This window comes from Herpetosiphon gulosus, from assembly GCF_039545135.1.
GTDB classification, from domain to species: Bacteria; Chloroflexota; Chloroflexia; order Chloroflexales; family Herpetosiphonaceae; genus Herpetosiphon; species Herpetosiphon gulosus.
Genome location: NZ_BAABRU010000039.1, coordinates 1 through 24,047, shown reverse-complemented (window position 1 = coordinate 24,047; position 24,047 = coordinate 1). Strand labels below are relative to the sequence as shown.

Below are 24,047 nucleotides of genomic sequence, written 5' to 3'. Positions count from 1 at the left end.
GCGGTCATGATGGTCAGTGAACCGTTATCACCAATACGTATCCGACGCGCACGCGGACATCCACAAACACCATCGTGAAATTGTGGCATTGTTCCGGTTGGGGAGGCTGCGCAGGATGGGAGCCATACTCCTTATTTGAACGGCATTGGGTTAAGCCCAAGACCACTCAAATAAGGAATATGCTGGCTGGTGTTACTGCATATACGGGCATCGCGACCATCCATGGGATACTGAACGCATCCCACTGCTTTCCCTATCCACGGAGGTCGCGATGCCCTTTACCATACGCCAAATTTCACCTGATGACAAGCTCGCTAGCCAAGTGACCGTTGATATTTTTGCCCGTGTGCTTCCCGCTCCCCTTATTGATCAGGTGCTTGCAGAGACCCACCGCATCGAACAGCGCCATCGTCGGCTGACGATGCGGACAATGGTCTGGCTGCTGATTGCCATGAATATCTGGACGCACTGTGCGATTCCCACCGTCTATCGCCATTTGACCCGTGGCCTGCGGTGGATCTGGCCATCGGAACCACTGCCACCGATCCCTCAGAGCGGAGCCTTTACCTATCGACGCTATCAACTCGGCGTTCGTCCCCTCCATACGCTGATGCGCCGGATCTGCCGCCCGCGTGCCACACCCACAACGCCAGGAGCCTTCTTGTTTGGGTTACGACTCATGGCGCTCGATGGAACCATCGAAGATGTGGCTGATACACCAACCAATGCGGCGTATTTTGGCCGTCCAGGCAGTCGGCGTGGCCCTGGCGCGTTTCCCCAAGCCAAACTGCTCTATCTGATCGAGTGCGGAACCCATGCGATCGTTGATGCGGGAATTTGGCCCTGTCGCACCTCGGAGTGGTCGATTGGCAAACGGCTTCTGCGGTCTGTTGGCCCAGGCATGCTCTTATTGTGGGACTGTGGCTTTCATTCGCATGCCTTACTTACCGCAGCGCAAGAGCGTGGTGCCCAGATCGTCGGACGGATTGGCAAACATCTGCGTCCGCGCGTTCAGACGGTGCTCGCGGATGGGTCTGTCCTGGTAACGATCTTTCCGCCGAATCATGGTCGTTGGGAAAAGCTCTCCGGCATGACGGTTCGCATGATCAGCTATCAACTGTCTATGCCAGCATTGGGTGACCCAACAACCGTCCATCGGCTCATTACGACCCTGCTTGACCCGGTGCAGTATCCGGCGCGGGCCATCATTGGCGCATATCACGAACACTGGGAGGTGGAACTGATGATCGATGAAATCGATACCCAGCAACGGGCAACCCAGCAACGGTTTCGCAGCCAGAAACCAGTTGGGGTTATTCAGGAGTTTTATGGTCTTGTCCTTGCCCACTATGCCATTCGCGCGGTCATGCACGATGCCGGAACCTATGGGGCGTGTGACCCAGACCGCATCAGTTTTGTCCTGGTGGTGCAGGAAATCCAAGCCACGCTGCGCGAGTTTCAACAAACACCCACCGCCGACCATGAACGGCTGTATCATCGGCTGCTAGATGCGTGTGCTACGATGATTCTTCCCAAACGGCGTTTTCGGATTAATCCGCGCGTGGTCAAGCAAAAAATGACGAAATTTCTGCGGAAAGGCCCAGACCACGTGCAGCGGAACCAACTCAGGGGATGTTTTGATGATGCCATTTGTCGGGTCACGCTGACGGGCGACCCGATCCGTGACCCGGGACGACCACCGCCCTTCCAATGGACGCAGTGCCCAGCGCCATAACCCTTATTTGAGTGGTCTTGGGTTTAACCCGGATACGCCCCTGCATGCTAAGTCGCGACATGATCATGTCGCGACTTAGCATGCCCCCGAGTTTTTTGCGCTCTCCTTCTACTTCCATTCAGCAAACATGATCGCCCCGCCTATAGTTGTTACACCTTGCCCCCCAATAACCGAAGCACCTTGGCTATTTCGTACTGTAAATGTATATTCCTGTTTATAACCAAGCCCACAAGTTCGGGCATTTTGACCACTAAAATAGCCAGGGTTAATATTGGTTCCATCAATTGTAAAATACCATCCGGCAGTATTAATTCCTACAATCTGAATAGAAACACAGGTTGGATCATCATCCTCATTGAGTTTCATAAAACGTAATTTTGGGGGTGTGAGTGGGGTTGGGATTGAGGTTGGTGGCACGCGCGTAGGTAATGGCGGGTTAGCTGAATCAAGACATTTGTTAATATCATTCTTGAGCTGAGAATCATTTGGTTCAAGGCTTTTGGCTTGGCTACAATAACCGTTAGCTTTTTCCCAATATGGTTTCTTTGCCTCTCGTGATGGCTGATTTTTGGCAAAATCGATTTGTATATTCCCTGCAGCCAGCAAAATAGCTGCTTGATTCGTGTTCAGATTTGGTAGTTCAGGCATATTTTGAGCTATGTTGTCTATTTCGCTAAGCAACGATTGAATCAATCTATCGCGCTCTGAAAGATCTTCAATTGACTCACTTTCATTCAATCTATCGATTATACCTAAATAGCCACCTGTAATGGTTACCTTTGTCTTGACTTTTTGATAGAGATCGCTATTCGGATCTAAAATTTCAAATGCATCCTGATAGCGATTATATGCTTGGCGAACCTCAGTCATTGTGGTATCAGGCTTACTTAGGATTGCATCGCCCCAAGATATGTAGGTATTGACTAATAATTCATCAACTTCGGTATTTTTTGGATTATCATGCCTTAGTGTATCCAGAATAAGTACAGCATGTTCAAAATCATTTCGGATTAATGCCGAACGCGCAACATCCAACTGATCCGAAATTACTGAATCTTGATTGGCTGAATGTGTTGGTGGTGTAGCTAAATTTGTAGATTGATTAATTGGTGTTACTGTAACCCGTTGAATGGGTTGATTAGCATTACCGCAAGCACCAAGGATAAAGATTAAACACAAGGTATTGATTATGGATACTATTTTTCGCATCAGAAACTCCTATTGATAATTGAAATCGATTTATGGTATTGACGTAGCAGGAACATCCGTTGGTGCAACAGGAACATCCGTTGGTGCAACAGGAACATCCGTTGGTGCAACAGGAACATCCGTTGGTGTAACAGGAACATCCGTTGGTGTAACAGGAACATCCGTTGGTGCAACAGGAACATTGGTTAGTAGTGGCGTAACACCAATAACTGTAGGATTAATAATGGGGATTTTTGTAGCAGGTACTGGCGTATTTGTTGGTGTATTTGTTGGTGTATTTGTTGGTGTATTTGTTGGTGTATTTGTTGGTGTAACCGAGGGAAGCCGGGTTACAGTTGGATAAGAACTTTGGTTGGTTGGCTCCACAATAGGAACATTCGTTATCTTTAAGGGAGTTACCGTTAATGATGATTTGGGTAGGCCAGAACTTTCAATTGAAATTAAATTATAAGGATCTAATTTCAATCCTAAGAATCCTAGAAATCCTAAAAATATAATTACAGCAATAATTATTAAAAATCGAGATCGTATAGGACGACCTATAACTATCGCGGTAATATTATCTCCTCTTCTATATTTATCTTCTAGCTTACCTCGTTTTTCTTTTTGACAATATTTTGCTATAGAGCATATCTTTTTTGCAGCTATTTTTGGTGAGTATTTTTTAAGGATACGAATAATTTCTTCATCAGCAATAAAATCGCTAACACCGTCGCTACAAATCAAAAAAACATCATCTTGTTGAATAGGAAAAAAATGATAGAAGTCAGGTATAGAATTAAAATCTATGTTTGAAGCGCCCATCCAGTGCGTCAATTTCCCCGATTCGTCATCATGATCAATCGTTATTTGTTGTAAATCTTTACCATTTCGTAATCGATAGACACGGCTATCACCAATATTTGTGATATGAGCATAGAATTCTGAATCACGTTGCTCTATAAGGAAGCAAATAAGTGTTGATCCTGAATATCCAGATTTACCTTTATAGTTTTCTCGTATCTTATTACTAATTATTTCATATTTTTCTTTAAGCGTTGATTCGATTTTTTTTAATTCAATCCGCATTAGTGTGCTCTTGATATCATTAACCACTAGTGCACTCGTTTTTTTTCCATCTTCTCCTCCACCCATACCATCAGCTAAGATAGCGACCATACCATAGGTTGTGTTGCCTAAAAATGAGCTATCCTCATCTTTCGTCATGTTATAACCAATATTAGCTTTGTGACCGTATTCTAGAGTCCTTGAAGGTTTAACGATTGATCGATATAAAGTTATGATTGGTTGCATCATAAAGCTCTTTCAATGCTATAAATTATGGTTGTGGAATACGTGTCGTTGTCGGTTTTGCGGTTGGCAAAGGGCTTGGTGTCGCTAAAGGTAGACTTGTAATTGATGGTATAGATGTCAAAGTATCAACTTTTTTGGATTGTATCTGTATAAGATTGATACTTAATATGATACTCAAGATAATGATCAAAGCTATAATAATGACTGCAATTATCTTGATATAGTTTGGGGTTTTTCTTTTTATTCCAGAGCGTTTTTGATCACTAAATAGTGTGATTTTTTTTATTAATTCCTCAGCACTACCTATTTTTTTATTTCGCTCGTTTACATCAGGATTAATACAATCCATTACTATTGATGCCAAATCTTTGTTTATTTTAGAATTAACTTGATCTAATGATAGAATAACCTTGTTATTAATTGAAAATCCCGCAAGCAATTCATAAAATATAATACCGAGACTATAAATATCATTCATGTGATGTGCATTCATATTTTTTTCAATTTCTGGCGCACCATATGGAAAAGTAGTAAAAGGGATACTTCTTAATTTATATTTATGATTTAAAGTTTCTATACAACCAAAGTCAATTAGCACAATCTCAGGAATAGTATATCGCCACATAGAAATTGGATTACGGAATAATATATTTTTTGGCGTAATATCACGATGTACTATTCCAATATTTTTATGTAAATAATTCAATACATTAGCAATCTGGATAATCAATCCAACCACCTGATATTGATTTAATGGGCGCTGTATCTCTTGAAGATAGGACTGAAGCGAACCACCACATTCAAAATTCATTATAATATATTTATAATCGTAACTAACTCCATTAGTAGAAGTAATTTTTTTTGAGGAAACAGGCTTATATTCGCCACGATAATGATTTGTTGTTTTACGAAAAGGGTTTCTATATAGACTTACAACTGATGAATGGTTTATCATTTGGAGATATCGATGTTCATCAACAATATGAGTTGTATAATTATATTTCCCATCAGGTCTTGCTATTTTCAATGCAGCAAGATTCCATTTTCTAATATGTTCTACATTTAATCCATAATGATATTGTTTCCTTATTGTATCTAATGATATTTGCTCATTGGCATCGGGATTAATTGCCCGAACCAGGTAAACACACCCACACCCACCTGCTTGGATTAAATTAACAATTTGATACTCGTTATATTCATCAATATAGTCACCTGGATCAATTAATGGTATCCATTGTGTATCATGATTCATAATTTCTTACCTCGTCGAAATCCCTTCAAATAGCTTAATGATTTACCTTGGTTAGCCGCATTTTTACTTCCGTCCCAAGCCAAAAAATACTTCCGTGCTGTAATGGGTATGGTTGATTAGCTTCTAGGGGTTGTGCTCTTCCTTGAGCATCCTCAATATAAGTACCATTCAGGCTCTGATTGGCATAAATAGTTATACTCTGTCTATTGAGTCGGAGGTAGGCATGATCTCTCGATATGGTCACGTCATCGATGATAATCGTAAAATCATCTAATCGATGTCGTCCTATATGAATGATTTCGTTATTTAGTGGAAACCTCCTTTTTAATGAGGCCGGTTCTAGAATCTCCAGCTCCCATTGTTGGGTAAAACCTAACGTAATATCATTAGGTTTTGTTTCGTGTGAGAAATTATATCCTCCATTCTTATCGTTGATTGATCCATCTGCGGGATTCGTTATTGCTTCATCAGGATTAAAGGGACGGTTAACATTGGTTTTCCGTACCCGGTTTTTACGGTTTTGATTGAAGAAGTAGTAACCCCCTCCCATACCGCCAAGAATGATGATCCCAAGAATGCCTGCTCCAATCCATGGAAGGGATGATTTTGCTGGCAAGAGGGTAATGGTTACTGGCTCACTGCGGCTTGCCAAGCCTTGGGTATCGGTCGCGGCAGCTTGGAGGGTGATCATTGAATGAGGGATTAATCCATACGAAGAATCATAGGGATCAATCGTCAGGGGGAAGTTGGGTGCGGTGGTGCTTGAGCCAATCACAATATTATTCATCAAGTATTCAATTGATTGGATATCATTCTGGGTGTATGCAACATCAACTGTTAGCGTCGTTTCGCTATCCCAAGTCAAGGATTCAGGAACAACCTTAATCTGAGGCGGCACATTGGTGATTGAAAAAGGTTTTGTGGCAACGGCTGAGCCAACAACCAGTTGGAGCAGATGATCACCTGCGGTTAATGGCGGAGCACTTATATGAATACGATAACTTGTTTGACTATTAAGCAGTTGATTGTAGTGATCTTGCATTTGGGTATTAAGTAACTCCATGGCGTTTGTGTCCCAATTAGGGAGCGAATAGGCAATGAACTGCCATTGAGCTATTTCCGCAAGGGCTTGGAGTGCAGCCGGGTTACTTGGGTAGGTTGTAAATTGACCATCTTGGTCTGCGCCGAACCCTACAACCATACCAAACGGCGGATTTTCGGCGGATTCAGCAAACTGATCAATCAAATTGCTATTAGGGTTGTATCCAGATACTCCTGCGGCATAAACAATGATTGCAGTTGGCCCTTGATGATCTTGAAGCTGGCGTATACCAGTTCGAACAGCCTCATCAAGGCCATACGCGACTTGTGGGTCTTCAGATGACATACCATTGCGTGATAGGAGATCCAAGGCATTGAGTAAGGCAATATCATCATTTGGTGGGATAGTTTGAATACTAATCGCAGGATTAAAACTAATAATATTGATCTCTGTATCCCGTCTCAACATTGAAATTAATGTTTGAATTTGTTCAAACATGTCATTGAAACGATTGCTCGCAGGCGTACTTTGATCATTCATTGCAGCACTTGTATCAACGATAATTGAAACAGCTAATGGTGATTTGATCGTTTCAATTCGTTCAACGGGCGTAATCGCGTTCTTATCAATGGTAATTTGTGCGTCTTCAGCGTTGAAGGTGCTGCGACCCAACGACCTTCTATCCAGATAACGAAAATCAATAGTTATATTTGGGTATTGATTGGTATCAATATTTTCTATGATAATCGGTGTTGCCTCTAATTGGGCTGCGGTAAAGGTAGGGATTAACAAGAGCAGTATAACCAAAAGCAGTCGTTGATATCGCATTGCTGATGTCCTTATCTCTAGTAACTAGAGTACTAAATATATTGGCTAATCTAAAATGTGGATGATGACTTTTAAGCCATTTATCATCATAATATCTCCATGAGATAATTGTTTTTTTCCAGTTTCGTAAATTGAAACACCATTAACTGAAATGTTTTGATGTCTACTAGAAATTATCCATTTTTTATGATCATGATCATACGTCAAATGTGATTGACTTGTTCTTGGTAGCGTGATATACGGAGAATTATCCGTAATAGAATTATATTCTTGCGGGTTATAAGCATTTAATGCCTGAATAAAAAAATGTCTATGAAGTGTAATTCCATTCTTTGGTATAAGTATTTCCTCTCCTGTTGGAAGAATAAAAATACAACGAGGTTCTACATTTTTTCGATCATTAACTGTACGCCGATCAAGTAACCATAATTCACTATTACTACGAATATTTTGTTGCTGAAATGTCTTATTCCATGCGAGAGGGTTACCCATTTTATCGCCATATCGCACTTCGTATATATGTATATTATCTTCATACGAATCCATATTTGTTTCTTGAAGTAGCATTGAAAATATGCTATTTAGAGTAATATCTGAATCTAATTCTATTTCTTTCTGTAATTCCGTCAATCCTATATTCCACTTAAGCGTTATTGCAATTGATTTATTACTCATTATATCCTCGTTATATATTACAATGAGACATAACCAACTTGAATATTATGCTTATCTCCTTCAGTCATTAATATTCCCCTTCCAGATGTATATGAATCATTCGAATATCCTGATGGAATTCTCGAACCAAATAATTCATCGCCAATGAATTCTTGAGGGCATAAAATGATGCCATTTTTATTCTCATCTATTCTTCGAATAAAATCACCATTAGGTTCATTACTTAATGAGATAATAAAATGTGTATTGTTATATCGATTGTTATTAACAATACGTAGAGCATTATGTAATAATGTTCCTGTATTTTTCGTAAATTGATCAATATATTCACCTTTAATTAATCGATTATAATCATCCATAATAACAAAAATTTTCTTATTATTAAGTGTATTGGCATTCAAATCAGAGATACTCCCTAATAGATCGGCAATTTCCTCTATATTTGTATAAACTTGAAATCCTTCTTGGTTTAATGTATTCAAGAATCTTTGAATTCTATCATCTCTTTCAAGAATCGCGAATACTAATTCATCGTTAGCATAATGATGAATAATAGATTTTAGTATTGACGCAATAGTTGTTGTTTTGCCTGATTTTTTCTTTCCATAGATAAGTATATGCGGATTATCTCGATTTAATAACAATGAAATACGCTCCATATACTCTTTTTCCTTTCCAATAGGAATATCAATCGTATTATCTTGTAGATGCAGCTTATTAGTTTGCTCAAGAATTTCGTTTAATGAAAACTCAGCAAGTAAAGCTATTTCAGGAGCACCGATTGTATAGTTAGCTGCTTTAATCTTCTGAGTTATTATTTTAATATATTCAATTAGGCCATTATCTAAGATACTGGGAGCCTCGACAAGGGTTTCATCATTCTCTTCAGCACTATCTTGCACGGTCTGGTTTTTTCTAGGCTCAAGATATGGTATCGCAACTTGGATTTCCGATAATCCAACATTGGGTATGATGCTTAATGCACGACCAGGGATATCAGAAGGAATTGGATTTACCACTCGTGTACCGAGAAATTCGCTATATTCCTGGGCTTCTCGGAGACACAAGGCTATACGTTGGCTAAATAATGATAATAGTTTATAGGGAATATCACGGATAGTATCAGCAGTAACGACGAGATAAATTCCAAACTTTGCACACTGCCGAACCATTTGCGTAAGATCATCCAATATTGTTTCGTTAATAGGTTTTGTATTCATAAATTCGTAGTGGAGGAGTGCATATTTGTCGATCATCATAACAATAGCTGGAATTCGTCCATTTCGATTTTTATGATTATACTCTTGGAGGGTTTCAACATTCTGGGTACGAAATTGATCTTCACGAGTTTTCATAGTTCGATTTATCACCCTGAATAATTGGGTAACGCGTTCACGATCGCGAACATCAATGACATGTCCAAGATGGGGAAGATCTTCAAAAGGTCGCATCCCTTGTCCGCCAGCATCAATAACATAACACCAGACATCTTGTGGTGAATATGTACTAGCAAGGCTCGTCAATATGGTTCGGAGCAACGTCGTTTTTCCGCTTCCTGGTTCGCCCAAAATAGCCAAGTGACCATTTTTAAGCATAAGCTTAAATGACTCTTGGCGTGCCACTTGAGGCATATCTGCCATGCCAATAACACATTCAAGCGTATAATCTGGATGCTTACTCCATTGTTGAGCCAAAACGTTGGGGATTTCTTCTTCAATAGCTTGCGATAAGGCTTGAATACTTGATTCAGGGTCGACACAGACATCGCCTAATGAGAGATTAGCGGGCAGGATCGGCTGCCAAATTGCCCGTGGAGTCCATCCCATCCGTTGGATAATTTCAGGAGTATGTTTGTACAATTGATCAACAAGCACTTCAAGGTCTGTTTTGCCATGACGTGTATCCTTATTTTTTTCTTTCTTAATGGTGGTAATCCCAGTTTTTGGATCGGTCTGCTTAACAATTTTAACCTCATTATCATCATTAATATAAGATTCAATCACGCTAGCGACTTGAAATAGGCGGGCATCAATCGCGCCAGATCGGAAATAGGCACGCCCAGGGATATTACTTGGTAAAAATGAAGCATCGATTTTGCCAATCATCTCACGACTATCTTCACCACTTCCAAGTCGTAAGGCAATATAATATTTTAATTGAGTTTTAATCGTATCCTTCACAATTCGCGATGGTTGTTGAGTCGCAATCAGTAAATGAACACCCAGAGAGCGGCCTTGTTTGACGACACGAGCCAGCTCATCAACAAACCACGGGTGTTGTTGAACCATCTCATCATATTCATCAACAACAATCAACAAATTAGGCAATGCCTCTTTCCCCTCGGGAATCGCTCTTTGACGATATTCACCAATATTTTCAACTTTTATTTTAAGTTCCTTATGGGCAGTATCAAATATTTTTTTCCGTCGTTCAATTTCACTCTTAATCGCAATAATTGCCCGTTCAGCTAATCGGCCACCAAGATCCGAAACAAAGCCAGCACAGTGAGGGATTTTACTAAAAATCCCCAAGGCTGCCCCACCTTTAAAATCGATCAGGAATAACTGAAGACTTTTGGGGGCATGATACAGGATTAATGCGCTAATTAAGCCTTGAAGCAAGACACTCTTACCCGCACCCGTCATGCCAGCAATAATCCCATGGGAGCCATGCTCGCGCTCATATAAATCAAGGAAAAGCGATTCTTGATCGGTTATTTTGCCAATTGGAACTGAATGCCACCCTCGTGCAGGGTCTGGATCAAATTCCCATTGAGGCGGGAAGGTTAGATTATGTAAATTATCAATAGCCAGTAACTCTAAGAGACGGACAGTCCGAGGCATAGACTGATTTTCGCCAATCCGAACTAATTCTAATGAATCAAGCGAGCGAAATAACGTAATATTTTTTCGAATATCATCTATCGTATCAATTTTACTAATATTTTTTTGCCAAACATGACCAGAGTAAGTCCATCGAATCTCATTTTCAGATTTTATATCAAGAACACAACGACATTCGGAAGGTATAGTATTCCATTCATTACAACGAAAGATCACTGCCATATTAAATTCTGGGCCTATTCTCATAATTTCATTCAATATGGGTTGATTTTCTATCCGCTTGAGATCGTCAACTACGAGAACAATACTTTGGAATAGCGATCCTTCTATCCCTTTATCGTTTCTATTCTTTTGTTCTCGGCGATTACTTAATTCATTTAAGAGATAATCACACAACTCTTTGATTGCATCATCATCATAGGCAATAAGTCTATTTGCATGCGGAAGTGCATCCCAATTCTTCCATAAATCCTTGCTATTTTGATCATTTTTATGAATAATTGCGATCATAACGTCTTCAGGAGAATGAAAGATAGCAATCTGCCATAGTAGGGCATGCAGTGCTGGAAGCGTGATTGATGGATTCCCAGCTACACCTAATGACCCGTACTTCGCTAACGAGAATGTTATTGGCATATCATGTAACTGTTCATTTTCGGCTTTAAGCTCAAAGAGTTGCTGTTCTAAGTCTGAATCCAGATCTGGCGATGTTGGAGGAAGTTCGATCATTGAACTAAATGGAACTGAACCAGAGCCAACTCGTATATCTAAGAAATCCTGATCATAACTGCGGCGTTCCCATAGACGGCTTTCAGATTGAATATCTTTTTTATCAAATCCAATAGATTTGAGTGCAGGAAATACGGTATGATTGATAATAATATCTTTATCAACCTTGGCAATGCGTTCTAAAAAATCTAATGGTGGGTTAAGGTAAAAGCGCGTACTAAGTTCACGATTTTTTAAATATTCTATGGTGTTACGAGCATCGACTAGACGATTATCGAAAAAAACCTTACGCTTTATATATTCGTTCTTTTGATCAATTCTTTGTTTATTAGCTGCACGAATCGCGTGAAAGAAACCTAATAATGCGCCAATTATCATTATTATTCCACTGATTATTACCGTGTTTGAGCTTGCTCTTCCAGCAATAACTACCCCACCTACGAGGAATAATGTTGCTGTAATTAGGGGAATTAATAACCCAAACCAATTCATCGGAATTTCACGCAGTGGTGGAGGTGGGGTTGGAATTTGAATTTTTTGAGCTTCCCATTGAGGTCGAATCCGTGGTGGTCGGTTAAATAATTGGCGATTAAACATCGATATTCCTCAGCTGTTTAGGCTATTGCTTGCGGTACAAACCCTTAACTTTTGCGGTCTTGCTCCCAGCGCTGCCGATCCTGTTCTCGGCGACGCTGTTCAAGAATTGCCTCTTGATTGGCTTGGAAAATTCTACGATAGGCACGCTCAAGGCTATCGATAAGGTCATAGGCATCTGCTATATTGCGACTCAAACGTTGATCAAAGATATCGCGATGCGGCCCTTGCCAATTAGCTTGAGCAGTCTGAGCGAGCATAGTACGCTCACTGATACTGTGTTCTATTTGACGGATCGCCCGTTTGAGTGCTGCCATAGCCGTTTCTGCATCAACGACATTCCAAACAACATTATTCCAGTTAGGCATACGCTGGGCCTCCTTGAATTTGAGGCCGATCCTGCGGAGTTGAATGGTCAATCAGAACCGGCTTACGATAATTAGGATGTTCTTGACCATAGCGTTTGATTAATTTGGTATGCGCTGGATCAATCTCAAATGGCAAGAAATATGGATTTCCTTGATTGTCGCGATAGATTTTCTTTTTGGCTTGATGTGATTCAAGCGGATTATCCTCATCTTTTAAAGAATCTGGTTCATCAACGTTTAAAATAGTATGATTTTTGGCAGCAGTCCCATTCGTAACGGTCGGAGCATGGCCTGCCCCTCGCCCGGTTGCAAAGCTATCTTCAGGGTCAACATAATCGTGAATAACGGTGTCACTAAAATAGGGATCTTTTAATGTCTCGCTCCCAATCGGTCGAACCATTTCTAAATTAACGACACTCGCAACCTTAATATTGCGCTTTCTGAGGGCATCAATAACCGTGGGATCGTTTAAAAGCAGCATATTGGTTCCAGCCCCCATACTGTGTCCAGTCATATTGATTTCAGATCCTGGAGGAATATCATTTTCAATGCTATCTAAAAACTTTTGCCGAATTGTTTCATAATATTTATTTCCTTCGCGAACTCCTTGGGCTGTTTGTTCAACTGCCAACGTTGTGGCATAGGTTCCTGAACCGGCAGTGTCAGGATTTAGTCCATTAGTTCCATAGGCATAAACCATCGTTGGTTTGCCGTCAATCATTTTTTGGTTGACAAGCGCCAACGATAGTTGTTCACTATAAAGAATTCCATTACTCCCATAACTTTGATATGGGCTAATAAGTTGATTATTACCTTTTACTAAAATATCAGGACTATAACGTCCATATTTATCGCTAGCTTGCTCTTCACCAAAAGGAATAACATTATCCAATTTACCATATTCTCGTATATTAGTTCCTTTATTCATGGCTATTTGTACTTGAGCTAAGGTTTCATCTAATTGTTTAAATAAGGTATATTTTTTAGCTTGACTTAAAGCTTTATCTGGAATTTCGATAAATCTCCGAAATATAGCTGATAAAATAAAATCTTGATCATTATGATTACGCTTATCAGGACGAAATTTCGTATCTATCGATGTCACCAATATTGTTAACAATAAAGCACCAATTAGTAAATTCATGATTAATAGATTTGAATTTATTGGCATATTTGTCAAAAAAAATAAATTTCGCTTGTTATAGTTATAGAAAAATGATTCAATTGCTGGAAGTACGAAAAGTAGTAATTCAGCTAAGGCCTGATAATTTATTTGCACAAATAAATCCCAAGCCCAGATTGATTTTTCTTTCAGCCAGTTTAATGCGATAGATGTATAGCGTTTTGTTGTATTCCAGGCACTAATGGCCCCCTGCTTAATCACATCCCATCCAAGCATTACCTGTTTTTTTACCTGCCAAACAAATTTACCTGTTTGGATTGCGGCATAATATGTTGCCTTCCCAAGCCACCTAAACGCAGTTTTGGTAGCTTGAAGCGTAAGCTTCCCCAAGGATTTTGCTACCTTAAAAAGCGTTTTAGCCGACGTTCCAATCAGGTTGAGCGTGATTTTAAATGCGTTTCCAAGTTTCGTAGCAAATTGTTTGATCAAACGCGCTTGGGATTTTATCCAGTGCTGTGTGCCCTGCACTATTTGTTTTGTGGTATTGATCGTAAAACGAGCACCCTGTTTTACCAGTTGTTCACTTCTGTTAATGGCCCGACTTAATAAACTTGATTGCTTGGTTGTGGTTTGGATAGTCTGCGTTGCCGTCGTTGCGGCGTGGCTATGTGAGGCAGAAAAGCTCGTTGGTTTGGCCCCAGCAAATGCCAATATATTTTTAAATTCCTTAAGGTATTGCCACATGGGGGCCATCAAGGTACGGGCATCCGTAACCCAACGACCAATAGCCAGAAGCCGCTTACGTGCTTGTTGTTGAATCCATTCCCCAAAAAAATGCTGCTTGTACGGTAGCCCAATTGCAGCCCCAACAACACCCGCCATGACCAATACAGGACGAAGCTTAGATGCCTCGAATGTTGCTGGTGGAGGTCGGTTTATAATTCCTGTTCGTCCATTCTGATGATCGATGGCTTTTAAACCAAGAATAGCCCCACCAACAGCGCCAATCATTGCCTTAGAAAAGGGAGCAGAAGGTTTCCATGTCCATTGGCCAAGCGATCCTTCTGAACCTGCGCGGGCAATATTTGAACCAACTTGGCCGACCCATGAATCCATCTCTTGAACCCGATTGGCATGAGCATGAAGTGCATCAGCAAGCGCACTATCTACACCAGTTCTATATTCACGACAGGTAGCAGCAAACCGATCGAGTGAATATGCTAAGCGATTTGCTTCGCTATGCAGGTGTTGATTAAGTGCTGAAGCCTCTTCTGAATAACGCTGAAGATCATCTGGGCTTGCTGAAACTATACTACTCATAGCTAATACACCTCATCTACGGTCAGTTAGTATCACAAACTTTGGACACCAGTGCGAGTAGGGTTACATCGATTCAACGAGTTGTAAGAGCCGAGTATAGAGATCGTCGCTTGTAACAGTTGAAACAGCCATCATAGAATCATCACCATTATTTAGGAGTTGTTCGGCGCACCACGTTTCTCCTAGCCCTTGAAAAACAACAAAGCTTTTTACATTCGGCTCTGGCGATTGCAATCCTTTAAATCGGACAAACGCATAACGCTGTGGGTTTAGCCCTAACGAATCAAGAAAAAAAGCAAGACTATCATGGGCCATGCCACTTCTTCGTAAAATACTTACCGCAGTTTGCGTTTGTCCTACCGAGATTGCCTCAAGTACGGAACTCAGATCATTGGCATGAATCCGAAATTGGGTTGCATGATTGTGTGTTGAAGTTGGTGAAAGCACATTGACACAATGATTAATCACTTGGGTCAGTGATGATTGATATTCAAGCCGATGGACGCGATCTTTAGGAGATGAATGAAATACAATTTGCTGATTATGAAAATAGTAATACCCGGTTGTATTTTTTTCGTGATCGATTCCATTTACTAAGAGACAGCTATCAGCCAACGATGGAATACTAAGTAGGTCGCTGTATTCCGGGTGGATAACCATGACCTCGGCTTGCTGGTCAACAATGTTATGGGCGGAGAGACTCCCCATGGCAACCATCAAGACAATATTGAGCAGTTCTTCTGTATACCCAGCGCTTGGATCTTCGCCCAACCCCAACGGAATGGGTAATCGTAGCAAGCCAATACAGGCTAAATATTCTTCTTGGCTTATTTGGAGGATTGTATTATTTGACATTGAAACCTAACTTTAATCATACACAAATGGGGTGAATAGTGACTATCACCCCATTTCATAAGAGATTTCTTGCGGTTTATTAAGACAGACCACCAGCATCAAGAATGTTTTTGTTAATGGTATTAATATTATTTTGCAATTCTTCAAGTGCCGACTTCATTTTCATAAGATGACTGTGTGTTTCGCTCCATCCTTCACGAAATTGCTCAGCAAGCGGCCCATCCCAATTTTCAGGAGAAGAGAGGATTTGCCCTTGGGCATTAAGGCTATTGATATTATTTAATAAATCCCCCCCAATTAGTTCTTTAAATTTACGGATTGCATTCACCGCTTCAATACTCGAAACAACCTTACCTGCCATTGACCCACCTCCTAGCTATATATGAATTCAGAAATGATATGCGTAATATACCATATCGCTTTCATGGATTGCAAGGCTTATTTATAGCATTTGGAAGATCTATAGTACTATATCATCATCCAACCGATACATATGATCGCGGGGCGATTAGACAGCGAAATCCTATGTTGTAAGTACCATTGCCAGGCCGACCTTTGAGACGAAGTGCGCAGAAAACATAGATACCAGCTTCATAATGTGAGCCACCCCGTAGCACCATCCAATTATCATAATCATCCACCGCTTGCTGTACACCATGAATACCCTGTTGATAGGGTGTAGACGTCCATTCCCAGACATTTCCAACGCTATCCAGTGCGCCACAGGCCGCTTGACCCACCAACCCTAAACCAACCGATAAGGGACGTTGGGCTTTGCTCCAATCATAGACTGCATGCTCAGGTGTGGCGGGTAGATTTCCCCATGGGGCGATTTGCGGGAAGCCGTGGGTATTATAGGAGACGGCGACTTCCCATTCAGCCTCACTAGCCAGACAGATCCGATAACCCTGCGGCAACAGATTGCCAAACTGTGCGCTTAGCCAGTTACAATAGGCCATCGCTTCATACCAGGTTACCCCATACACTGGTTGATTCACATATTCTTGCGCTGTTTGGGTATCCCACAAGTGTGGCGTATGGCGCTGATAGTCGTTTTTCCATGCATGGCCATGGGGTGTCCACCACGCATCATTGGTGTAGCCACCTGCATTAATAAACGCTCGATATTGCTCAACCGTCACCATAAAACGCCCAACCCAATATGGCTGAAGCACGACGCTTGTTGTGGGGTCTGTTGCCTTCCAGCCTCCAATCTGATACTGACCCGCAGGTACATACCGCCAGTAGTGGTTGCCCTCACGACCAAACTTCGTGGAAAGTTGGTGGGTTTCCTCCAGCCATTGGTCGATTTTTATGGGATAACGTGGATCACCCAAGCCTGCGAGAAGTTCGGCGGCTTTTTGTCGTTCGCGTGCCAGCAACGGTGCTGGCTCCATCGGTTGACCGTGGTAATGTGTGAGCGCTGCTTGGGCATGATCATAATCGTTGAGGAGCATGCCCAAGCCTTCACGCAACCGGCGCTGAATCCTATCGACCTGAATCTGCTTACCGCGCAATAAGCCCCAATTGCAATCGGCCCCTAACTCGGCAGCCAACACTAAATCGCGATACCAATCATATCGGTGCATTTCTCCAACTTCATGCGCATACGGATCAACTAATGCGGTCAGAACTTGTTCAATTTTCGCGGCACCGAGGCTCGCTTTGGTAAGACACCCAACCCCCAAAAAGATCGGTTCACGCCAGCGGTCATCGCGGCGTAAACGTAACAATTGATTCAACGATTCATAAAATACCAGGTGGCGGCCTGCACTATGTTCTTGCAAGGTCAAGTGGGCAAAGGCATACACCGTTCCATCATCCTCCGGCTGAATCAAACCGCTACATTGATCGATATAAACAACACAGCGCTCCGCCGCCCGATAGGGGTCTGCAAGGTTGACCCGGGCAAAATACTCCATTAACTCCGCTTTTAATTCACGGCTTGGTATGCGACCACGACCATCCTTTGAGGTTGTATTTAAATGTGCTTGGTAACATAAACGGTCTAACACCTGATCGCGCAACTCCTCGCCGGTAATCTGTTCATCGCCAATCGCTTGACCCAAGTTCTGCCCATCACGGCTAGCAACATGCCACTCACCTAAGAGTTGCTGCAAAATTTCTTCGTAGAGGCTATGGCGGTCGCGTGGCAACACGCCTTTTCTGACCATTACAAAAATCATCATGCTTAGCAACAACGGATTTTCGGCCATTTTGCGTAATTTTGTACGTTGGGGATCAAGCAATGAATGCAGTAACTGCTCACTATAACGTTCAATGGCCTCGTGTTCAATCAGGCCCTTGGTGTGTAGCAAAGGGAGCCAATTGTTAATAAATTGGGTTATTTGGCCTCCCGTTAACGGCGCTAATTCCACCATCGGCCAATGGGTAATATGGTGATACTCCTGCGTCCACGCCCGTGAGCGACAAGTGATCAAGATACGAGCATCGTAGCAATTGGCGAATAAGTACAAAAAATTTAACAGTGAGGTACGATCAAGGCTTTCTGTCGTCGCGTCGAGGGGCACTTCATCCAAGCCATCGAAGACCAACAGTACTTTAAACGAACGCTCTAGCCCTGCATCTAAAAGCTTGCGCGGCTGATCAAGCCAATATTGGGTCTGCAAATGCGCACAAACGGCATTAAGGAGCAGTCCAATGTTTGATGTACCATTCAACCCTAGATCTTTGCCAACCAACGCACCTGCTAATTGACGCAAGGGCATTAAAACGGGCAACAATCGTCGTTGATCATTCCAGCCCAGTAAGCCTGTATAGTGGTTAATCTGATCAAGTCCACGCTGCGCCAAGGCCCACACCAGATGCTTGGCAAAGGTCGATTTACCGCTCCCCGGTGGGCCACACAACACTAGATGCGGATTCTCTAAAACTGTTTCGGTTACTAACTCAGCACGAAAGAGTGCCAGGGTATCTGCGGTATTTGGAGCAACACGAACTATTGCCTGATCTGGTAAACAACGATCAACACTGAGTTCTTCTGGAATTGAAAATTGGTCTGTTTGATCCACCTCAAATTCATCTATCGTGAGCAAAAACATCTGTCGGTAGCGGTTCTCAACTGCTAACATCATATAGGCAGAAGCCAAATCAATACCCGATGTAAGATGTGACGAACCTTGCCCCACAACACGCATGATACGATGACTATTAGACAGTTGCTCCAGGTAGGCGACTAAGCGCTGGCGCTCGGTCTCTTCGGGTGGGCGACCATAGATAATCGTGCCAAGATTGACCCCTACCACGGGGCCGTAGAACTCGGAATCATCAGCATTAACGGAACCAGTGGTGTTCGTAGCCATAGGCACACCCTTCTTTCTTGCGTGGGGCGAATATGGCTTGATTGTAGCGGTAGAAATGGCGTGTGTAAAGCCTAATACATGGGTGCATATCTGCGTTTTTACTTGCCCAGCAAATTGCATCAGTAGCCCGCATTATGAGGACATGGGTGTGATTGCCAGCAAGGCTGCAATTGCAGTTGGTCTTACGATTCTGGTCATCATCGACCATCTCGTTCGTGATGGAGAAACATATACTGATATCAGACTACGATATTTAGATCAGCATGACCAGGATCGGGTTTAGCGGTGCTTGCTCAGCCGCTTGGATGCGTTGGGCTACGCCGTTCAGATCACGGCTCCCGTCTATATCATTTCCGACTAACATTGGTTTGCTTCGCCTTCTCTTATTATCTGGGATTAACTGTAAATTCCCCATGCGCATCAAGCTTAATATGAAAGGACGCTCCATGGCATCATGGCTGTGCAACCAAACACGATAGCCAAGGAGCATCCGATGGAGATCATACCGCAGATCAGTCACGCCATGCAAACACTCTTGACCACGACGACCGAGGCAATCACCGCCGCCCAGCAGTATGTTAAACGCCCTGACCGTGCCAAATTCTCTCCCAGTACCCTCGTTCAAACCCTCGTCTATGGCTGGCTGGCTCAGCCGACCGCCACGGTTGAGCAGCTGGCGCAGATGGCCTGCCGGATCGGCGTTGATGTCTCACCCCAAGCGATTGATCAGCGCTTCACCATGGCCACCGCTGACCTGCTCCACCAGCTCGTTCTCGCCAGCATCCACCCTGTCATCGCCGCCAATCCCGTGACCCTGCCCATCCTCCTGCGCTTTGCCAGCGTGTGCGTCCATGCCAGCACAGCCATTGGCTTGCCCGATGCCCTAGCCTGCACGTGGCGCGGCTGTGGCAATGCGACGACGGGTCGCGGGGCAACCCTGAAATGTGGGGTGCAGCTCGATGTCCTCACGGGTGTGATCACCGCACTCGATCTGGTCAACGGACGCGCAGCGGATCGAGCGCTCCCGCTCCAGCAGCGCGATCTGCCGCCGGGGAGTGTACTGCTCGCCGATCGCGGGTTTTACCATCTGGAGCGCTTGCGCCAGCACGATCAGCAGGGGGTTTTGTGGATCACCCGCCTGCCCAGCAACGCCGTCGTGGCCTATCCGGGACATGCCGCGCAGCCGTTGGCGACGTTTGTCCGCGAGCTTGGCCCGGTGGCAACGTGGGATTGTGCGATCATTGTGGGCAAGGAGCAGCAGGTACACGGTCGGCTGGTCGTCACGCGGGTGACGCAGGCGGTTGCCGATCAGCGCCGGGCACGGATTCGGCAGCATGCCCAGCACCAGCATCGGATGCCGTCGGCAGCGGCCTTGGCGCTGGCGGAGTGGAATGTGGTCTTCACGAATGTGCCGCGCAGGCTGATCAGCACGACCGAGGTCTGGACGGTGATGCGGGTACGCTGGCAAATTGAACTGCTGTTTAAGCTCTGGAAAAGCCATGCACGGATCGATGACTGGCGCACGGCGAATCCGGCACGGGTCTTGTGTGAAATCTATGCCAAATTGATTGGGCTGATGTTTCAACAGTGGCTGCTGGCCGCGAGCAGTTGGCATGATCCGGAGCGGAGGTTGTTCAAGGCTGCGCCGATCGTCGCGGGGATGGCGGGGGAATTGGCCAGCACGCAGGCCGATCCGCCGCAGTTTTTGCGGGTACTCACACGGCTTGCGGCCCTCATCCAGCGCTGGGCGACGACAAACAAACGGCATCAGCCACCAACCACGGCTCAGCGCTTACGGGCATTAACGGCAGCATGAACCTAAGCTTGATGCGCATGGGGAATTCCGGAACTCACCACACCGGTGAGACGTGTCTTGATTATACGAGGGAATCGTTCCCATCCCTCATGGTTGGATGTCCGATAGATGGCCATGGTTTTGTTACACACCTCAAGACAAAACTCACGACTATAGCTATAACTACCGATGCATCCTTCGCCGAGAATCAGTCTATTTCTTTCGTCGATGGAGAGCTGGTGATCACAAACCCGAGCGCACGATTAACCCCGCTAAACCAAACCTGGCAGCTTTAGAGCGCCCCTATTACTAGACGTGAATTTACTCGACAGCGTAGTCCCTGCGACCGTTCTTCGAGGAGCGGAGCGTCGCGATTAGGCTTTACACACGCCATTTCTGCCGCTACAATCAAGCCATATTCGCCCCACGCAAGAAAGAAGGGTGTGCCTATGGCTACGAACACCACTGGTTCCGTTAATGCTGATGATTCCGAGTTCTACGGCCCCGTGGTAGGGGTCAATCTTGGCACGATTATCTATGGTCGCCCACCCGAAGAGGCCGAGCGCCAGCGCTTAGTCGCCTACCTGGAGCAAGTGACGAAAAGCCACAATACGCTGCGGGTAGTCGGGGTTGGATCATCTCATCTCACGTCAGGGATTGACCTCGCATCCGCCTATATGATGCTGGCGGTGCAGGGACGGCAGCGGGTCGTGCGGCCACTCACGGCGGAAGAAACTGAAGCCTATCGCCAACAGCGCTTTGTCATTCCCAAGGAACTGAGTGCTGATCGCTGTTTGCCCGATCACGCCGTGATTGCGGTGGATAAGGATGCACACTCCGGCAGGGTGTCGTTGTTTCGCACCGAACTGGCGACGGAAACCGTTTTAGCGCATCCCTACCTCGTGCTGTGTGGCCCGCCGGGGAGTGGCAAATCGACCTTTGCCAAGCATCTGGTGTGGGCCTTGGCGCAGCGTGGCCTTGACCAGATGAATCACCATACAGGCTTACTGGGCTGGGATGATCATCAGCGATTGTTGCCCGTGTTTATGCCCTTGCGCACCTTGGCAGGCGCATTGGTGGGGAAGGATTTAGGGCTGACCGACACGCCAACCATCGGATTGCTGCTTGATGCGGTGTGTGCGCACCTGCAAACGACCTATGGGCTTGAACAGCCACGCGAGCTGCTGAAGGCTGGACTGGATCGCTCGCGCACGGTGTTGTTTGTCTTTGATGGCTTGGATGAAGTGCCGCTGGAGGCCAATGAACACAGCCTTGATCGCCGCTCGTTGTTGACCTTTGTGCGCTTGTTTGCCACTGCCTATGCTGCCCGTATCCTGATCACCTGCCGCTCACGGGCGTGGACGGAGGAGTATGGCCAGATCACGCAGTGGCCAATGGTCGAGTTGGCTCCCTTGAGCGGCGGCCAAATGACCCAGTTTATCCGCACATGGTTTCCGTTGTTGCATGCGAAAGGCCTGATTGAGTACGAAGCGATTGAGCGCTATGACATTCAGTTGACGCAGGCGTTGCATGACCCCCACCGCCATCGCTTACGGGATATGGCCGACAATCCCTTGCTACTGAGCATGATGATCTTTGTGCTGGCTCGCAAGGGCGTGTTGCCACGCGACCGTCATAGTCTGTACGACGATATCCTGAAGCAACTCTTGGGCGAATGGGATACCACCAGTCGCAACGGGCAGAACTTGGGGCTGGCGGTTGGCGATGATCGGATCACCGGCGACGAGGTGCGCGATCAGGTGTTGGATCGGTTGTGCTATCAGGCCCACTTAACCGCCACCTCAGCGGATGGGCGTGGGCGGATTCCAAGCCGTGAGCTTCAATTTGCCTTGATGGAGTATTTTGCCCGGGTCAACGTAGCTGACCCCTATCGCGCGGCGGAGCGCTGTATCGCTTATATCGATCAGTGCAGTGGCTTGCTTCAGCCGGAGGATGATGGGAGGGTCTATGCCTTTGCCCACTTGACCTTGCAAGAACAGAGTGCGGGTCGCCACTTGGTGTTTTCTGAATCACTCGATCAACTGTTGGCCTTACGCCGCGATGACCGCTGGCGCGAACCGATCTTTTTAGGGGTTGGCTGCCTGACCAAAGCGAGGCTTGGCAGTGCCAAAATTGAGCAACTCCTGACAACCTTGGTTGATTCCGATGCCTATGAAGCGAGGGAGATGCATCAGTATGACTGGTATCGTGATCTGATCTTGGCGGCTGAGTTGGGGGCGGATTGCGATTGGGGCTTGTTAAGCGGCAAGCAGATTAAGGTGGAGCGTATCCAGCGACGGTTACGGGCGGGATTGGTCACACTGCTTGAAGACCGTGCGCACGCCCACGCAGCGCTTGAGTATTATAACGGTCAAGCGATGGAGCCAGCGCTGTTATTGGTGCGCGAACGGCAGAAAGCCGCTGAACTCTTAGCAGGCTTGGGCGACCCGCGCTATCCCGTAAGTATTGAGCAATGGCACCAGGAGACGAAGCAACGTTCCACCCAGTTTGGCCGCGAGGGTACACACTATTGGCGTTTTATTCCTGCGGGGCGCTATCAGATTGGCGGGTGGGATGACCAAGAACCAGCAACAACCGTCGAACTTCAGCAATACTGGGTTGGGCGGTTGATGGTGACGGTGGAGCAATATCGGGCGTTTATCGAGGCAGGCGGCTATACCAACGATGCGTGGTGGACGAAGCATGGCTTAGCGTGGAAGCAACGCAGTGAACGAACGGAACCATGGGGGTGGAATCGTCAAACCGAGCAGGAATACCGGAATCAGCCGGTGTATGGCGTGAGTTGGTATGCGGCGGTGGCGTATTGCCAATGGTTGAGCGAGCAGCTTGGCCCCCTCTTGCCGCAGGGGTATTGCATCAGGCTGGCCAGTGAGGCGGAATGGGAAGCTGCCGCAGCCGCTACCGCCGACGGCCAGGAGACTGTACAATAGCGTGTGTATTTGGTTCCCAACCCAAAGACGAGCATTTCCAGAATAGGCTTGTAAGGGGATACCATGCCACGAGCAAAACACAAACCCGCACCAACGACCGCCGACCAAC

Annotated in this window: 14 protein-coding genes; 3 read left to right on the top strand and 11 right to left on the bottom strand. The window is 45.0% G+C overall.

Features of this window, described 5'->3' with window-relative positions:
- Nucleotides 1-271: 271 nt before the first annotated feature.
- The gene (locus ABEB26_RS25085) at nucleotides 272-1,735 is read left to right on the top strand and encodes an IS4 family transposase (RefSeq protein WP_345724835.1); all 1,464 of its coding nucleotides are present in this window, start codon (nucleotides 272-274) and stop codon (nucleotides 1,733-1,735) included.
- A gap of 108 nt (nucleotides 1,736-1,843) precedes the next feature.
- On the opposite strand, the gene ABEB26_RS25080 is transcribed toward ABEB26_RS25085, so the two are convergent.
- The 11 genes from ABEB26_RS25080 to ABEB26_RS25030 form a co-directional block, all read right to left on the bottom strand.
- The gene (locus ABEB26_RS25080; protein WP_345724834.1) at nucleotides 1,844-2,944 is read right to left on the bottom strand and encodes a hypothetical protein; all 1,101 of its coding nucleotides are present in this window, start codon (nucleotides 2,942-2,944) and stop codon (nucleotides 1,844-1,846) included.
- 30 nt (nucleotides 2,945-2,974) lie between these two features.
- On the bottom strand, nucleotides 2,975-4,240 hold the full coding sequence (locus ABEB26_RS25075; RefSeq protein WP_345724833.1) for a PP2C family protein-serine/threonine phosphatase: 1,266 nt from the start codon (nucleotides 4,238-4,240) through the stop codon (nucleotides 2,975-2,977).
- A gap of 22 nt (nucleotides 4,241-4,262) precedes the next feature.
- Nucleotides 4,263-5,492, bottom strand: coding sequence for a protein kinase domain-containing protein (locus tag ABEB26_RS25070; protein ID WP_345724832.1), 1,230 nt, complete (start codon nucleotides 5,490-5,492; stop codon nucleotides 4,263-4,265).
- Between the two features lie 34 nt (nucleotides 5,493-5,526).
- Nucleotides 5,527-7,362 carry an FHA domain-containing protein gene (locus ABEB26_RS25065; protein WP_345724831.1) on the bottom strand — a complete coding sequence of 612 codons (1,836 nt, stop codon included), beginning with the start codon at nucleotides 7,360-7,362 and terminating at the stop codon, nucleotides 5,527-5,529.
- A gap of 45 nt (nucleotides 7,363-7,407) precedes the next feature.
- The gene (locus ABEB26_RS25060) at nucleotides 7,408-8,037 is read right to left on the bottom strand and encodes a hypothetical protein (RefSeq protein WP_345724830.1); all 630 of its coding nucleotides are present in this window, start codon (nucleotides 8,035-8,037) and stop codon (nucleotides 7,408-7,410) included.
- Between the two features lie 17 nt (nucleotides 8,038-8,054).
- Nucleotides 8,055-12,206: an FtsK/SpoIIIE domain-containing protein gene (locus ABEB26_RS25055; protein WP_345724829.1), complete on the bottom strand. Its 4,152-nt coding sequence runs from the start codon at nucleotides 12,204-12,206 to the stop codon at nucleotides 8,055-8,057.
- Between the two features lie 44 nt (nucleotides 12,207-12,250).
- Complete coding sequence (locus ABEB26_RS25050) at nucleotides 12,251-12,571, bottom strand: hypothetical protein (RefSeq protein ID WP_345724828.1); 321 nt, start codon at nucleotides 12,569-12,571, stop codon at nucleotides 12,251-12,253.
- Nucleotides 12,564-15,014: a hypothetical protein gene (locus ABEB26_RS25045; protein ID WP_345724827.1), complete on the bottom strand. Its 2,451-nt coding sequence runs from the start codon at nucleotides 15,012-15,014 to the stop codon at nucleotides 12,564-12,566. Before ABEB26_RS25045 ends, ABEB26_RS25050 begins: the two co-directional genes overlap by 8 nt.
- Before the next feature lie 63 nt (nucleotides 15,015-15,077).
- Nucleotides 15,078-15,869, bottom strand: coding sequence for a hypothetical protein (locus ABEB26_RS25040; protein ID WP_345724826.1), 792 nt, complete (start codon nucleotides 15,867-15,869; stop codon nucleotides 15,078-15,080).
- 79 nt (nucleotides 15,870-15,948) lie between these two features.
- Nucleotides 15,949-16,230, bottom strand: coding sequence for a WXG100 family type VII secretion target (locus ABEB26_RS25035; RefSeq protein ID WP_345724825.1), 282 nt, complete (start codon nucleotides 16,228-16,230; stop codon nucleotides 15,949-15,951).
- Between the two features lie 115 nt (nucleotides 16,231-16,345).
- Nucleotides 16,346-19,192, bottom strand: coding sequence for an NACHT domain-containing protein (locus ABEB26_RS25030; protein WP_345724824.1), 2,847 nt, complete (start codon nucleotides 19,190-19,192; stop codon nucleotides 16,346-16,348).
- Nucleotides 19,193-19,646: 454 nt separating this feature from the next.
- Between ABEB26_RS25030 and ABEB26_RS25025 the strand changes: the two genes are divergently transcribed.
- Both ABEB26_RS25025 and ABEB26_RS25020 read left to right on the top strand, forming a co-directional pair.
- On the top strand, nucleotides 19,647-21,008 hold the full coding sequence (locus ABEB26_RS25025) for an IS4 family transposase (RefSeq protein ID WP_345724823.1): 1,362 nt from the start codon (nucleotides 19,647-19,649) through the stop codon (nucleotides 21,006-21,008).
- A gap of 428 nt (nucleotides 21,009-21,436) precedes the next feature.
- The gene (locus ABEB26_RS25020; RefSeq protein WP_345724822.1) at nucleotides 21,437-23,938 is read left to right on the top strand and encodes an SUMF1/EgtB/PvdO family nonheme iron enzyme; all 2,502 of its coding nucleotides are present in this window, start codon (nucleotides 21,437-21,439) and stop codon (nucleotides 23,936-23,938) included.
- Nucleotides 23,939-24,047: the final 109 nt, after the last annotated feature.